The organism is Bacillus sp. AY18-3, from assembly GCF_008042305.1.
In the GTDB taxonomy this organism is placed as follows: domain Bacteria; phylum Bacillota; class Bacilli; order Bacillales; family Bacillaceae_G; genus Bacillus_A; species Bacillus_A wiedmannii.
This window is the reverse complement of the sequence record NZ_QKQR01000008.1, coordinates 122,925-137,806: the sequence shown is the minus strand read 5'-3', so window position 1 is coordinate 137,806 and position 14,882 is coordinate 122,925. Positions and strand designations below refer to the sequence as shown.

Here is a 14,882-nt window from a genome sequence, read left to right as displayed (position 1 = left end):
GTAAATTGTATCAAATGTATGAAAGGAAAAGAACAAGTAATTATTATAACTATTATGCAAAATTTGATATAATGAAAGAACGAATGTTCTGATTAGGGAGTGAGTACTATGCGAGAAATGTATCCGAAAAATGGTCGTGTTATTTTGCATGTAGATATGAATTGTTTTTTCGCATCTGTTGAAATTGCTCATGACCCATCATTACAAGGGAAGCCGTTAGCAGTTGCTGGAAATGAAAAAGAAAGAAAAGGAATTATTATAACATGTAGTTATGAGGCAAGAGACTATGGAATACGTACAACGATGCCTCTTTGGGAAGCAAAAAGGTTATGCCCGCAATTAGTTGTAATGCGTCCTAATTTTACATTATATCGTGAAGCTTCATTTCAAATGTTTCAAATTCTTTCACGTTTTACGGAAAAAATACAACCAGTCTCTATAGATGAGGGATATTTAGATATTACAGATTGCTACGCACTCGGTCCACCTCTTGAAATAGCAAAGATGATTCAGCAGGCGTTATTAACAGAGTTACAGCTTCCGTGTAGCATCGGAATTGCTCCTAACCTTTTCCTAGCAAAAACAGCTTCTGATATGAAAAAGCCTCTCGGTATTACCGTACTTCGAAAACGAGATATTCCAGAAATGATTTGGCCACTTCCAGTTGAAGCAATGCATGGAATTGGAGAAAAAACAGCTGAAAAATTAAATGATATTCATATACAAACAATTGAGCAGTTAGCAAAAGGAAACGAACATATCATTCGCGCTAAAATTGGAAAGCATGGCGTTGATTTACAAAGGCGGGCAAAAGGTATGGATGATAGGGAAGTTGACCCGAGTCAAATGGGACAACATAAAAGTGTCGGTAATTCGATGACTTTTTCAAAGGATATGGATGAAGAGAAAGAATTACTTGATATGTTAGAACGGCTATCAAAATCAGTGAGTAAAAGATTACAAAAGCGAACGCTTGTCAGCTATAATATTCAAATTATGATTAAATATCATGATAGGCGGACAGTAACACGGAGTAAGCAATTGAAAAATGCGATTTGGGAAGAACGAGATATTTTTCAGGCAGCATCTCGTTTATGGAAGCAACATTGGGACGGTGATTCCGTTCGTTTACTAGGTGTTACAGCCACTGAAATAGAGTGGAAGACAGAATCGGTGAAACAATTAGATTTGTTTTCATTTGAAGAAGATGCGAAAGAAGAGCCGCTACTTGCTGTCATCGATCAAATTAATGATAAGTATGGAATGCCGATTTTACAACGAGGTAGTCAATTATTACGTAAGCAAGAAAAGTCTTTTCAGCAAAAATTAGAAAATAAGTTTATGTAGAAGGTGTCATGAAGCTGTAAATATCATGACACCTTTTATTTTTACAATTAACTATGAAATTTTTTACTATAAAGTTTTTATAGAAAATAAATTGTTTCTTTTGCACTACAAGCAAAAGAATTATTTAATAAATCAAGTGAAAGGATAAATTTAGATGAGTTTGATCAAAGTATGTATACAAATTTTTTGACGGAATATGCCGATTTGCTAAATAAGTATAAATAAAAAAAGCACTGTAACCAGTGCTTTTTATTATAGATTATGAGATTGTAGCATTTTCAAAAATAACAATTTCTGAACTGTTTGTTGTTGAAACGCGTTGTGCGTAATATGTTAAAGCTGAAGAAATATATGTTGGTAATGAATCATTTGTATGTGTTGTTGTATATTCATGGATTAATTCTTTCAAAGTCGTCCATTCTAATTGTGCTGGGTGATCAGAAACGAAAGAACTTACCCAGCGATCAAATGAAGATGAAAAATCAGTTTGTAAACGAAATGCTTCTTTCATAATAAAACGCTCCCTTAAAATGTAGTATAATCATTTTAACATAAAACACGAACGATTACTAAGTTTTTTGAGTATAACGTTCGTGATATATAGTTGTCTAGATGATCGGTTATGTAAATTCGATTTGCCATTTGAAATAACATTCCGTAAGATGAAAGGTAGATTATATAAAGAGCTGGAGGAAAGAAAGTGGAATTTGTATTTTTAGGAACTGGTGCAGGTGTTCCTTCGAAAGGAAGGAACGTTTCGGCAATTGCTTTGCAATTGTTAGAAGAACGAGGACAGACTTGGTTATTTGATTGTGGCGAGGCGACGCAACATCAAATATTACATACATCAGTACGCCCACGCCGCATTGAAAAAATATTTATTACGCATTTACATGGTGATCATATTTTTGGCTTGCCTGGTTTATTAGGAAGCCGTTCATTTCAAGGAGGGACTACACCTTTAACAGTGTATGGACCAAAAGGAATTAAACAATTTATTGAAGTGGCATTATCAGTAAGTACGACACATGTAAAATACCCACTTGAAATTGTGGAGATAATAGAAGAAGGTACTGTATTTGAAGATAATGAATTTCACGTGGAAACGAAAAGATTGTCACATGGTATTGAATGTTTTGGGTATCGTATTGTAGAGAAAGATATACAAGGTGCTCTTTTAGTCGATAAATTACTGGAGATGGGTGTGAAACCTGGCCCGCTCTTTAAACGTTTAAAAGATGGAGAAGTAGTTGAATTAGAAAATGGTACGATACTAAATGGAAAAGACTTTATTGGTCCACCTCAAAAGGGAAGAATTATTACCATTTTAGGTGATACAAGATATTGTGAAGCGAGTAGAGAGCTGGCACAAGACGCTGACGTACTTGTTCATGAAGCCACTTTTGCAGCAGAGGATGAACAACAAGCATATGATTATTTTCATTCTACATCTAAGCAAGCTGCGAGTATTGCACTTCAGGCAAATGCAAAACGATTAATATTGACTCATATTAGTTCTCGTTATCAAGGAGATACATATAAGGAATTATGGAAAGAGGCAAGAGAGCTATTTTCTAATACAGAAATAGCTACGGATTTGAAATCATTTCCAGTAGATAGATAATAATGTTGTGAAAAAATGGTGACGAAAGGTTGCCATTTTTTTATTTCTAAAAAAATTTAAAATAAAACTGTTATCATTTTATGTTTATATTGGATGAAACAGAAAGTTTTAATGATGTGAAGAAATAGGATAAAAATACATAGTACCGATTGTTTAGAGAAACTGTTATATAAGTCAGACGACATACGAGTGGTACAAATAGCAAAAACGGATCGTTATTCAGAACTTTTAAAATTTATTAAAAGTAAGCGTTTTATTAAAAACAAGATATAATGAGGGCAGATTATAATTTATTGTAGGCTACATGCGTTTTAGCCATTTGTCGTAACAAGTGGAGTTGACTAAATCGTGAGAGGGAAACATGAGAATTACAAATAAGAAGGATATTACTATTATTTGTACTAAGTCTTTTTTCATTTTTTAGCTTTAAAGCACTAAAAGGTATGAAAGCAATGGGAGTTTCACTTGTTTACGCTATGCTTGTAAGGGGTTCTGTGTTAAACTTTGGATTGCTACAAGACTTTATTGTGGATTAGCTTATATGATTAGTAAATGAAGGTAATGCTAAGTTTCTTATTTATTATGATAATTGGTATTATTTCAGGATATATTGTTTCACTGTTATTCAAAAACTATCCAATTCGTATAGCGGAACAAATTCGTCGTACAACTGGAAAAGCAACCGATTCGGTAGCTTAATAGAATAGTAAAAAATTTTTGCACAGAGGTTTAGGGGGAGTTATGATGAAGTATCGCTCAGTATTTGATATTATTGGTCCAGTTATGATTGGTCCATCAAGTTCACATACAGCAGGCGCAGCAAGAATGGGGCAAGTTGCTCGCCAGCTGTTTCGTCATGAACCAGAAAGAGTAAGCATTTCATTATATGGATCATTTGCAAAGACGTATCGTGGGCATGGTACAGATGTAGCGTTAATAGGTGGGATATTAGGGTTTGAAACAGATGACTTACGTATTCCAGAAGCGCTAGACATAGCAAAAGAGCGCAAAATCGAAGTAGAATTTATTGAAGAAGATGCAAATGCACCTCACCCAAATACAGCGAGAATTCGTTTGTATAAAGGTGAAGAAGAAATTGAAGTTGTTGCTTGCTCAATTGGTGGCGGTAAAATTGAAGTTGTAGAATTAAACGGATTCGATCTTCAATTAACAGGCACGAGTCCAGCACTACTTATTGTAAATAACGATCGCTTCGGTGCTATTGCAGCAGTAGCTTCAATCCTTGCGAAACATGAAATTAACATTAGTACAATGAGTGTTTCTCGTAAAGAAAAAGGAAGAAGAGCGCTTATGGTTATCGAAACAGATGAATTATTAGCAGATGAAGTGATTGAAGAAATAAACGCGCAACAAAATATTTGTCAAGTAACTATTATGGAATAATTGCAGGGGGGACACACCATGTTTCGGAACGCAGCGGAACTAGTGGCGCAAGCTAAAGAACAAAATGTAAAAATCGCAGAAATTATGATTCAATGTGAAATGAAAACAAGAAGTATTTCACGTGAAGAAGTAATTGCTGGTATGGAAAAGAACTTAGTCGTGATGGAGCAAGCAGTAGAACGTGGTATTCGCGGAGTGAAATCACCAACTGGTTTAACTGGCGGAGATGCTGTAAAAGTTCAGGCGTATATGAATAGCGGAAAAGGCTTATCTGGAGATACGATTTTGGACGCGGTGAGTAAAGCTGTTGCAACAAATGAAGTAAACGCAGCGATGGGAATTATTTGTGCAACACCAACAGCAGGGTCTGCTGGAACAGTGCCAGGTGTACTGTTTGCACTGCAAGAAAAATTACAGCCGACACGCGAAGAGATGATCGAATTTTTATTTACAGCAGGAGCTTTCGGTATGGTTGTTGCGAATAATGCTTGTATTTCCGGCGCGGCAGGAGGTTGCCAAGCTGAAGTAGGTTCAGCAAGTGGAATGGCAGCAGCAGCAGCAGTTGAGATGGCTGGTGGAACACAAGATCAAGCAGCTACAGCGATGGCGATTTCATTAAAGAATATGCTTGGTTTAGTATGTGATCCTGTTGCAGGGCTTGTAGAAGTACCTTGTGTAAAACGTAATGCAGCAGGAGCTGCGAATGCGATGATTTCAGCTGATTTAGCATTAGCTGGCGTAACGAGTACAATTCCATGTGATGAAGTGATTGAGGCGATGTTTAGAATCGGACAAACGATGCCAGTAGCACTTCGTGAAACAGCTGAAGGTGGACTTGCAGCAACACCAACTGGTCGCCGTCTGCAAGAAGAGATTTTTGGGAAGACTAATAACTAAACAATATATGTTAATAAAAAAATGGAGCTCAAGTAAGATTGAGCTCCATTTTTATTTTTCTTTTGTTAGTTGTTCTAATGTTTTCCCAAGATTATGTGATCGTTGTGTAGCCTGTGTAATACAAGAAATAAGTGCTTGTTGAAATTTATGTTCTTGTAATACTTCAATACCTGCTTCGGTCGTTCCGCCAGGAGAAGTAATTTCCTTTCGCAAAACAGAAGGGTGTTTTTCACTTGCTTTTAGCATTTCAGCAGCACCAATCATCGTCTGAAGAATAAGTGACTTTGCAACATCTTCTTTTAAACCAATTGTTTTTGCGGCTTCTTCCATCGCTTCCACTACGTAATAAATATAAGCAGGCCCACTTCCAGATAATGCAGTGACAGCATGCATATCTTCTTCCTCTACAACAGAGACGAGACCGATCGTTTCAAATAAAGCTATGGCAGTCTGAATATGTTCCGCTGTTGCATGTTTTGAAGGCGAGATAGCAGTAGCTGATTTTAAAATAGCTGCAGATGTATTTGGCATCGCACGAATAATCGGAACATCTTTTTGAAGTAGGTTTCTAATCGAGTGAGTAGAAACACCTGCTAATAAGGAAATAATAAGCAGGTTATTATGTATATCTTCTTTAAAAGGAGTAAGCGCTTCTGCAACATCCTTTGGTTTCATTGCTAGAAAAAGAATAGTTGTATCAGTAAGTAGCTCTTTTTTATTGTGTGTACCTTTGACTCCGTATTTGTTATGTAGCTCCTGCAATCTTGTCTCGTTAGAACGATTACTTACGGTAATTTGTTCGCCTTTCACAACATTTGCATGTAACAAGCCACCAATAATAGCTTCAGCAATAGAGCCTGCACCGAGAAAGGAAATGTTTTGAATAGACATGATGTTCCTCCTTTAAATTTGGTTAGAAATTCTTATAAATGTACATACATTCGTTTTTTTACAGGAAACACCTCTTTTTATCTGAAAATAATGACAAATATATATAGAAGTTGTAAACTGAAGAAGTATTCATTTTTGAACCGGAAAGAGACAGGGGGGCTAAGCATGACGGCGATTCACCGAATGGAGATTCCTGTGCCATTTGCAGTTGAAACTGTGAATGTGTTTTTAGTTGAGGGGGAGACATTAACATTAATTGATACAGGGACGAATACAAAAGAGGCAAGAAGTGCTTTAGAAAGGCAATTAGGTACATTAGGATATGCGATAGAAGATATTAAAACAGTAGTCATTACGCATCATCATGCGGATCATTGTGGGCTTTTAAATATATTTTCTGAGAAAACGAACATTATTGGACATCCTTGGAATGAGCCTTGGATCACGCAAAATCCAGAATTTTCAAAGTGGTATCATGAGTTTTTTAGAGAGACAGCTTTGCAATTTGGTGTTCCAGCGGCATTTTTGAAAGACGAGGCGTTATTGACGACGAAGACACTTAAATATTCTTGTAATAGATCGTTAACGCATACTGTGAGAGAGGGAGATCGTATTGATTCTTTACCTGGGTTTACAGTAATCGAAACACCAGGTCATGCTTCCACTCATATTTCATTATATAGAGAATCTGATGGAATATTAATTGGCGGGGATGCTCTCATTAGCCATATTTCTTCGAATCCCATATTAGAACCACCATATGAAGGACAAACAGAAAGGGCGCGCCCGTTATTACAATATAATCAAACATTAAAGCGTTTAAGTGAAATGAATATTTCGCGCATTTTATCAGGACATGGAGAAGATGTTCTAAATGTGAAACAACTTATTGAAACGAGATTACAAAAGCAAGAAACACGTGCGTTTAAAGTGCTTGAGTTATTAAAGGAAAAACCAATGACAGCATTTGAAGTATGTGTAAAACTATTTCCGGTATTATATAAGGAGCAATTGCCGCTTACTATTTCAGAAACTGTTGGACAATTAGACTTTTTAGCATATAATCAACAAGTGATGATTGATGAATCTTCGCAACAATTGATTTATTATGCAAAGTAGGTGACAGCAATGACGGGACGTTTACAAGATAAAGTAATCGTCATTACAGGTGCTTCTAGTGGAATTGGAGAGCAAGTTGCAATGCAAGTCGCAGAGCAGGGGGCGACTCCAGTATTAATGGCTAGAACAGAAGAGAAATTAAAAGTGTTAGCAGAGAAAATTAAAGAAACTTATAATACGCCTTGCTATTATTATGTATTAGATGTAAGTGAAGAGATAGAAGTACAATCTGTTTTTTCAAAGGTATTACAAGAAGTGGGACGTATTGATATATTAGTAAACAATGCGGGATTTGGTATTTTTAAAACATTTGAAGATGCGTCAATGGATGAAGTGAAAGATATGTTCCAAGTAAATGTATTTGGATTAGTAGCTTGTACGAAAGCGGTACTACCCTATATGGTGAAAAGGAACGAAGGACATATTATTAATATTGCTTCACTTGCTGGGAAAATTGCAACTCCAAAATCGAGTGCGTATGCAGCGACGAAACATGCAGTATTAGGATTTACGAATAGTTTACGCATGGAGTTGTCTAGTACAAATATTTTCGTAACAGCGATTAATCCAGGTCCGATAGATACAAACTTTTTTGAAATAGCGGATCAATCCGGTACATATGTGAAAAATATGGGACGGTACATGTTAAAACCAACATATGTAGCAGAGCAGATCGTAAAATCGATGCAAACGAAAAAGCGTGAAGTAAACTTACCGAAGTGGATGGGCATTGGTCCGAAACTTTATGCACTATTCCCAGGTTTATTTGAGCGTGTTGCAGGTAAATCATTAAATAAAAAATAGGAGATTTCCATATGGAAATCTCCTATTTTTTATTTTCCAGTCACATAATCGTAAACGATATCCTCAACTGCCTCGTATACATCAATTTCAGTATTTGAATGAATTATCGTTTGAATATGTTTAATAAGCATTTCCTGATCCTCATTTGACATAGGATTACATTGATATTGCTGAAAACTTTTTATAATCATTTTCTCAATTAATTTCTCATTCATGTTTTTCCCCGCCTGTATGTATATATGTATTGTTTTACCCGGCATTAACGGGCAGTAAAACCCCCACCTTAAAATTCGGCTAGAGCAAAGAAGTTAGGTGGGAGATCGACTGCCCCTAAACGCCCGATTGGTTCAACTAATAATCAGGGAGGATGAACAAAACCCCACTGACTATAGTTTCACTTTATTGTACTTGAAGTGAAATGAAAAAACTACTATACACTATTTGTGTATAAAAATTCTATTGTGTATATTGTTTTTCTAGTAAAATTAAGTTTTTTAAGTTTGTAAAATTTATAAATATTTAATTGACTCTATAAATATACAATATTATAATCATACTTAATTTAAAGAATTGATATGAGGAGGAGCATATGAAAGTCGCGATTATTGGAGCAACTGGGTATGGAGGTATTGAGTTAATTCGGTTATTAGAGCAACATCCATATTTTTCGATAGCATCTCTTCATTCTTTTTCGCAAGTTGGTGAGTGTATAACAAATGTATATCCGCATTTTCAAAATGTTCTTGTTCATACGTTACAAGAAATTGATGCGGAAGAAATAGTGAAAGAAGCAGAAATTGTATTTTTGGCAACCCCAGCAGGAGTATCAGCAGAGCTAACTCCAAAATTATTAGCAGTAGGTTTAAAAGTAATTGACCTATCTGGAGACTTTCGTATGAAAGATCCTTTCATATATGAACAGTGGTATAAAAGGACAGCTGCAAAAGAAGCAGTTCTTAGTAAAGCTGTATATGGGTTAAGTGAATGGAAAAGGTCCGAGATTCAAAATGCAAATTTAATTGCAAACCCAGGATGCTTTGCTACAGCTGCATTATTAGCGGTATTGCCGTTAGTTCGTAGCGACATAATTGAAGAAGATTCCATTATTATTGATGCGAAATCAGGAGTATCTGGAGCAGGCAAAACGCCAACGACAATGACTCACTTTCCTGAGTTATACGATAACCTGCGTATTTATAAAGTAAATGAGCATCAACATGTTCCTGAGATTGAGCAAATGCTCGCGGAGTGGAATAGGGAAACTAAGCCAATCACGTTTAGTACACATTTAATACCGATATCAAGGGGAATTATGGTTACACTTTATGCGAAAGTAAAACGAGAAATGGAAATAGGGAAACTTCAAAAATTATATGAAGAAACGTATGAACAATCGCCTTTCATTCGAATTCGTACGCAAGGAGAGTTTCCAAGTCCGAAAGAAGTGAGGGGCTCAAATTATTGTGATATGGGGATAGCTTACGATGAAAGAACCGGAAGAGTGACAGTCGTTTCTGTTATAGACAATATGATGAAAGGTGCGGCTGGGCAAGCGATTCAAAATGCAAACATAGTAGCGGGACTAGAAGAAACAACAGGTTTACAACATATGCCGCTTTATTTATAAGGGGGACATGATGATTAAAGTAGAGTCTATTACAAAATTAGATAATGGTTCAATTGTAACGCCAAAAGGCTTTTCGGCAGTCGGTACTGCAAATGGTTTGAAAAAAGACAAAAAGGATTTAGGTGTAATCATTTGTGAAGTGCCAGCATCATGTGCTGCCGTTTATACAACGAATCAAATACAAGCAGCTCCCCTGCAAGTAACGAAAGACAGTATAACAGCTGAGGGGAAATTGCAGGCAATTATCGTCAATAGTGGAAATGCAAATGCTTGTACAGGAATGAAAGGGTTACAAGATGCTTACGAGATGCGTGCATTAGGAGCGGAACATTTTGGAGTGAAAGAAAATTACGTTTCAGTAGCTTCAACAGGTGTAATTGGTGTCCCTTTACCGATGGATATAATCCGAAAGGGAATTGCAACTCTTATCCCGACGAAGGAAGAAAGTGAAGCTCATTCTTTTTCTGAAGCAATCTTAACGACGGATCTTATAACGAAAGAAACTTGCTATGAAATGATGATTGATGGGAAGAAAGTGGCGATTGCTGGTGTTGCGAAAGGTTCAGGGATGATTCATCCAAATATGGCGACGATGCTAAGTTTTATTACGACAGACGCTCATATAGAGCATGACGTATTACAAACAGCATTATCACAAATAACGAATCGTACATTTAATCAAATTACGGTAGATGGAGATACTTCTACGAATGATATGGTCATCGTTATGGCAAGTGGATTATCAGAAACGAAACCAATCAATATGGAACATGCAGATTGGGAAACTTTCGTATTTGCTTTACAGAAGGTATGTGAAGATTTAGCGAAAAAAATCGCACAAGATGGTGAGGGCGCTACGAAGTTAATAGAAGTAAATGTGTTAGGAGCTCGAACGAATGAAGAGGCAAAGAAAATTGCAAAGCAAATAGTCGGTTCGAGTCTTGTGAAAACAGCAATACATGGTGAAGATCCAAACTGGGGGCGAATTATTAGCAGTATTGGACAAAGTGAAGTCACGATTAACCCAAATACAATTGATATTACTCTTCAATCTATTACGGTGCTGAAAAATAGTGAACCTCAAATGTTTTCTGAAGAGGAAATGAAAAAGAAATTAAAAGAACATGAAATTATGATTGATGTGTATTTACATTTAGGAGAAGAGACAGGATCAGCTTGGGGCTGTGACTTAAGCTATGAATATGTGAAAATAAACGCTTGTTATCGTACATAAGGAGAGGGAAGATGAGCGATTATATTGTAGTAAAATGCGGCGGTAGTATGTTCGATCAATTAAATGATGTGTTTTTTGATTGTATAAAGAAATTGCAACAGAAGTATAAAGTAGTGATTGTCCATGGTGGTGGCCCAGAAATTGATGCGCAATTAAAAGGTTGTAACATCAAAGTAGAAAAAAGAGATGGGTTACGAGTAACACCAAAAGAAGTTATGGATATTGTTCAAATGGTGCTATGCGGAAGTACGAATAAAAAATTTGTAATGAAGTTGCAAAGGCATAATTTACTTGCGGTAGGTTGTTCAGGGTGTGACGGCAATTTACTTCAAGTTCAACCTGTCAGCGAAGAAATAGGATATGTGGGAGAAGTAAGTTATGTCGAAACAACCTTACTAAAAGGATTGATAAATTTGAATTATATTCCTGTTATTGCTCCGGTCGGGATACATGATAATGAGATTTATAACATAAATGCGGATACAGCTGCAGCTGGAATTGCGGCCGCATTATCCGCAAAAGAACTCATTTTTATTACGGATGTAGATGGGATATTACATGAAGGGAAATTAGTAAAGAAAACGGATGAATCGGAAATTACTACTTTAATAGAAAAAGGAGTTATTACAGGCGGGATGATTCCGAAAGTACAGGCGGCACTAACGTCATTAAAAATGGGAGTGCAAAAGATAAGTATTGTGAACGGTACAAAAGATTTTACTGAAGTTACGGGCGAGTGTATCGGAACGACGGTAACGAAAGGAGTAAGTATCGTATGACAAGTCATCTTTTTCAAACGTATGGGAGAAGAAATATTGAGCTTGTAAAGGGAAGTGGAACGGAAGTTATTGATGAAAATGGTAAGCAATATTTAGATTTCACATCAGGAATTGGCGTATGTAATTTAGGACATTGTCATCCTAAGGTTATGAAAGCTGTCCAAGAGCAACTTCATGATATATGGCATATATCTAACCTGTTTACAAACAGCTTACAAGAAGAAGTAGCGTCATTATTAACAGAAAATACAGCGTTAGATTCTGTTTTTTTCTGTAATAGCGGGGCAGAGGCGAATGAAGCTGCTTTGAAGCTAGCTCGTAAGCATACTGGAAAATCTCTCGTCATAACATGTCAGCAGTCTTTTCATGGTAGAACATTCGGAACGATGAGTGCGACGGGGCAAAATAAAGTGAAAGAAGGATTTGGTCCGCTCCTTCCGTCTTTTTTACATACCCCGTTTAACGATATAAAGGCATTAGAGGAAGTAATGAATGAAGAAGTAGCGGCGGTAATGGTAGAAGTTGTTCAAGGAGAGGGAGGAGTCATTCCTGCTGATTTATCTTTTTTGAAAGCAATTGAAACATTATGTAATAAGTTCGGTTCCTTATTTATTATAGACGAAGTACAAACAGGGATTGGAAGAACAGGGACATTATTTGCTTACGAACAAATGGGAATAGATCCTCATATCGTTACTGCCGCTAAGGCGCTTGGAAATGGCATTCCCGTTGGAGCGATGATTGGCCGGAAGGAACTTGGAACATCGTTTACTGCAGGATCACATGGTTCAACGTTTGGTGGGAATTATATTGCAATGGCTGCAGCGAAAGAAGTATTGCAAGTAAGTAAGAAACCATCGTTTTTAAAAGAAGTAAAGGAAAAGAGCGAATACGTATTAGAGAAGTTGCGAGAGGAATTACGACATGTTGAATGTATTCAAAATATACGTGGTAAGGGGCTTATGATTGGGATTGAGTGTAAGCATGAAGTTGCAAGTTGTATAGAACAACTAGAGAAAGAAGGACTTCTCGTATTACAAGCAGGACCTAATGTGATTAGACTATTACCACCACTTATTGTAACGAATGAAGAGTTAGAACAGGCAGTATATATGATAAAAAAAGTAGTTTGTACAAAAAACGTATCAATCATATAAGGGGGAAATTCTATGTCAACTGTACAAGTACCGAAATTAAATACGAAAGATCTTTTAACATTAGAAGAACTGACGCAAGAAGAAATCATTTCTTTAATTGAGTTCGCTATCTATTTAAAAAAGAATAAGCAAGAGCCTTTATTACAAGGAAAAATATTAGGGCTTATCTTTGATAAACATTCGACTCGTACTCGCGTATCTTTTGAAGCAGGAATGGTACAGCTCGGAGGACATGGTATGTTTTTAAGTGGGAAAGAGATGCAAATTGGAAGAGGGGAGAGCGTTTCAGATACTGCGAAAGTATTATCTCATTATATTGATGGGATCATGATACGTACATTCTCACATGCCGATGTAGAAGAGCTTGCAAAAGAATCGAGCATACCTGTAATTAATGGTTTAACGGACGATCATCATCCTTGTCAAGCACTGGCGGATCTAATGACAATATATGAAGAAATAAATACATTTAAAGGAATAAAATTGGCTTATGTAGGTGATGGAAATAACGTATGTCATTCATTGTTGCTAGCAAGTGCGAAAGTTGGAATGCATATGACTGTTGCAACGCCTGTAGGATATGAACCAAATGAGGAAATTGTAAAAAAAGCGTTAACGATTGCTGAAGAAACAGGAGCGAAAATTGAAATTTTGCATAACCCTGAACTAGCGGTGAGTGAAGCAGATTTCATTTATACTGACGTTTGGATGAGCATGGGGCAAGAGGGAGAAGAAGAGAAATATACTTTATTTCAACCTTACCAAATCAATAAAGAACTTGTTATGCATGCGAAGCAAACATATCGTTTCTTACACTGTTTACCTGCCCATCGTGAAGAGGAAGTAACAGGAGAAATTATAGATGGACCACAGTCTATCGTCTTTGAGCAAGCGGGTAATCGATTGCATGCGCAAAAAGCATTATTAGTAAGTTTATTTAAAAATGTAGAAGAGCTTTCTTAAATGAAGTGCACCTCAATTGTTAGATACGAATAACAATTGGGGTGTTTTTTATGGTTAAATTCTTTTTAGAAGAGAAAGTAAATACAATAAAAAGATATTACTTTGAGTATATACTGAATGTACTTAATTATATGGGTAGAGGGGGGATATCTATTAGAGAAACAGCTACTAAATTTTTTGTATAACCTTTTGTGCCTAGTTTACTAAGAAGACTCTTTACTTCACATACACATAGGCTTCATTTGCTGTTAAGCAGGCTTTATGTTGTATAAAGATTTTTGGATGTTCTAAAATTTCTGTATTTACATTTTTTTCTTTTTATCTCATAATTTTAATTGGGAGAGGGAGGAAAAAAATGGTTCAAATTAAAGTTACACCTGAAATGCTAGAAGAAGTTGCGAATCGTGCAAGCAATACCCGAATCGCATTAGAATCTATACATAATAATTTATGTAATGAAATAGATCAATTGTGTTTTCAGTGGATTGGTGCCTCTAATCAACAGTTCATTCAAATGTTCAATGATGCGAGACTAAAAGCTTTTACATCTATTCATTGACTTGTAAAAGTAGAAGAAGATTTGAAACGAATTGCTGAAAAATTCCGCAATACAGATAATCAAGATGTTACAATGGAACAAGGAGCGATGTGTGGACCACTATCATCAGAAAAAGAGGATTTTGATGGTGAAAAACTTGCTAGGGATATAGTAGGTGAAATAAGTGGTGAGTATGATATTCGTCGTGCTTGGGATGGGATTGATCCATCTACTGGCGAAAAACTATCTACTTTGGATAGAGTATTTGCTGGAGGAATGGCAGTAGCAGGGATTACACCCTTTGGGAAGATAGCAAAAGTAGGCAAAGGAGTTAAAATGACTGCTAAGGCTACTGAGGCTGTGAATAAAGCTAAAAAAGTACCTGTGGAGAAAGTCAATGGAGTTAAGGGGGCCGGTAAAGCTGGGGGACCTGTAGAGGTCAAAGCACCTCCTGGAGCGACAGATGAACAGATAGCGCAAGTTAAGGCTTATGTTGAG

Annotated in this window: 15 protein-coding genes and 2 pseudogenes; 14 read left to right on the top strand and 3 right to left on the bottom strand. The window is 36.4% G+C overall.

The genetic code is table 11. The features are described from left to right. Positions 1 to 108 precede the first annotated feature (108 nt). Together DM800_RS08230 and DM800_RS29880 are read left to right on the top strand one after the other, a co-directional pair. Positions 109 to 1,347, top strand: a complete 1,239-nt coding sequence (locus DM800_RS08230; protein WP_147786707.1) for a DNA polymerase IV — start codon at positions 109 to 111, stop codon at positions 1,345 to 1,347. A gap of 90 nt (positions 1,348 to 1,437) precedes the next feature. Then, positions 1,438 to 1,572: pseudogene (locus tag DM800_RS29880) on the top strand (DNA polymerase IV); the annotation flags it as partial. Positions 1,573 to 1,606: 34 nt separating this feature from the next. Here the strand turns inward: DM800_RS29880 and DM800_RS08220 are convergent. Continuing rightward, the gene (locus DM800_RS08220) at positions 1,607 to 1,858 is read right to left on the bottom strand and encodes a DUF3932 family protein (protein WP_000656495.1); all 252 of its coding nucleotides are present in this window, start codon (positions 1,856 to 1,858) and stop codon (positions 1,607 to 1,609) included. Between the two features lie 189 nt (positions 1,859 to 2,047). Between DM800_RS08220 and rnz the strand changes: the two genes are divergently transcribed. The 4 genes from rnz (at position 2,048) to sdaAA (ending at position 5,272) form a co-directional block, all read left to right on the top strand. Beyond that, complete coding sequence (gene rnz, locus DM800_RS08215; RefSeq protein WP_088064377.1) at positions 2,048 to 2,971, top strand: ribonuclease Z; 924 nt, start codon at positions 2,048 to 2,050, stop codon at positions 2,969 to 2,971. A 552-nt stretch (positions 2,972 to 3,523) separates the two neighbouring features. Further along, positions 3,524 to 3,670 carry a hypothetical protein gene (locus tag DM800_RS29575; protein WP_179194447.1) on the top strand — a complete coding sequence of 49 codons (147 nt, stop codon included), beginning with the start codon at positions 3,524 to 3,526 and terminating at the stop codon, positions 3,668 to 3,670. Positions 3,671 to 3,715: 45 nt separating this feature from the next. Beyond that, positions 3,716 to 4,375: an L-serine ammonia-lyase, iron-sulfur-dependent subunit beta gene (gene sdaAB, locus DM800_RS08205; RefSeq protein WP_000877441.1), complete on the top strand. Its 660-nt coding sequence runs from the start codon at positions 3,716 to 3,718 to the stop codon at positions 4,373 to 4,375. A gap of 18 nt (positions 4,376 to 4,393) precedes the next feature. Then, positions 4,394 to 5,272, top strand: coding sequence for an L-serine ammonia-lyase, iron-sulfur-dependent, subunit alpha (gene sdaAA / locus DM800_RS08200; RefSeq protein WP_000489470.1), 879 nt, complete (start codon positions 4,394 to 4,396; stop codon positions 5,270 to 5,272). Positions 5,273 to 5,323: 51 nt separating this feature from the next. On the opposite strand, the gene proI is transcribed toward sdaAA, so the two are convergent. After that, a complete protein-coding gene (gene proI, locus DM800_RS08195; RefSeq protein WP_147786706.1) occupies positions 5,324 to 6,163 on the bottom strand; it encodes a pyrroline-5-carboxylate reductase ProI in 840 nt (279 codons plus the stop codon). A gap of 165 nt (positions 6,164 to 6,328) precedes the next feature. Between proI and DM800_RS08190 the strand changes: the two genes are divergently transcribed. Continuing rightward, entirely contained in the window at positions 6,329 to 7,282 is a 954-nt protein-coding gene (locus DM800_RS08190; protein WP_147786705.1) for an MBL fold metallo-hydrolase, read from the top strand. 9 nt (positions 7,283 to 7,291) lie between these two features. Continuing rightward, complete coding sequence (locus DM800_RS08185) at positions 7,292 to 8,086, top strand: SDR family NAD(P)-dependent oxidoreductase (RefSeq protein WP_097857878.1); 795 nt, start codon at positions 7,292 to 7,294, stop codon at positions 8,084 to 8,086. A gap of 29 nt (positions 8,087 to 8,115) precedes the next feature. Here the strand turns inward: DM800_RS08185 and DM800_RS08180 are convergent, their stop codons facing one another. Beyond that, entirely contained in the window at positions 8,116 to 8,301 is a 186-nt protein-coding gene (locus DM800_RS08180; RefSeq protein ID WP_001003210.1) for a YqzH family protein, read from the bottom strand. A 374-nt stretch (positions 8,302 to 8,675) separates the two neighbouring features. On the opposite strand from DM800_RS08180, the gene argC reads away from it, so the two are divergent. The 6 genes and pseudogenes from argC to DM800_RS29120 all read left to right on the top strand — a co-directional run. After that, positions 8,676 to 9,713: an N-acetyl-gamma-glutamyl-phosphate reductase gene (argC, locus tag DM800_RS08175; protein WP_088064375.1), complete on the top strand. Its 1,038-nt coding sequence runs from the start codon at positions 8,676 to 8,678 to the stop codon at positions 9,711 to 9,713. 10 nt (positions 9,714 to 9,723) lie between these two features. Continuing rightward, positions 9,724 to 10,947 carry a bifunctional glutamate N-acetyltransferase/amino-acid acetyltransferase ArgJ gene (argJ, locus tag DM800_RS08170; protein WP_147786704.1) on the top strand — a complete coding sequence of 408 codons (1,224 nt, stop codon included), beginning with the start codon at positions 9,724 to 9,726 and terminating at the stop codon, positions 10,945 to 10,947. Positions 10,948 to 10,958: 11 nt separating this feature from the next. Next, entirely contained in the window at positions 10,959 to 11,726 is a 768-nt protein-coding gene (gene argB / locus DM800_RS08165; protein WP_147786703.1) for an acetylglutamate kinase, read from the top strand. Then, on the top strand, positions 11,723 to 12,883 hold the full coding sequence (locus DM800_RS08160) for an acetylornithine transaminase (protein ID WP_073516430.1): 1,161 nt from the start codon (positions 11,723 to 11,725) through the stop codon (positions 12,881 to 12,883). Before argB ends, DM800_RS08160 begins: the two co-directional genes overlap by 4 nt. A gap of 12 nt (positions 12,884 to 12,895) precedes the next feature. Next, positions 12,896 to 13,846, top strand: a complete 951-nt coding sequence (gene argF / locus DM800_RS08155; RefSeq protein WP_087985151.1) for an ornithine carbamoyltransferase — start codon at positions 12,896 to 12,898, stop codon at positions 13,844 to 13,846. A gap of 355 nt (positions 13,847 to 14,201) precedes the next feature. Next, a pseudogene (locus DM800_RS29120) lies at positions 14,202 to 14,807 on the top strand (WXG100 family type VII secretion target); the annotation flags it as partial. Positions 14,808 to 14,882 lie beyond the last annotated feature (75 nt).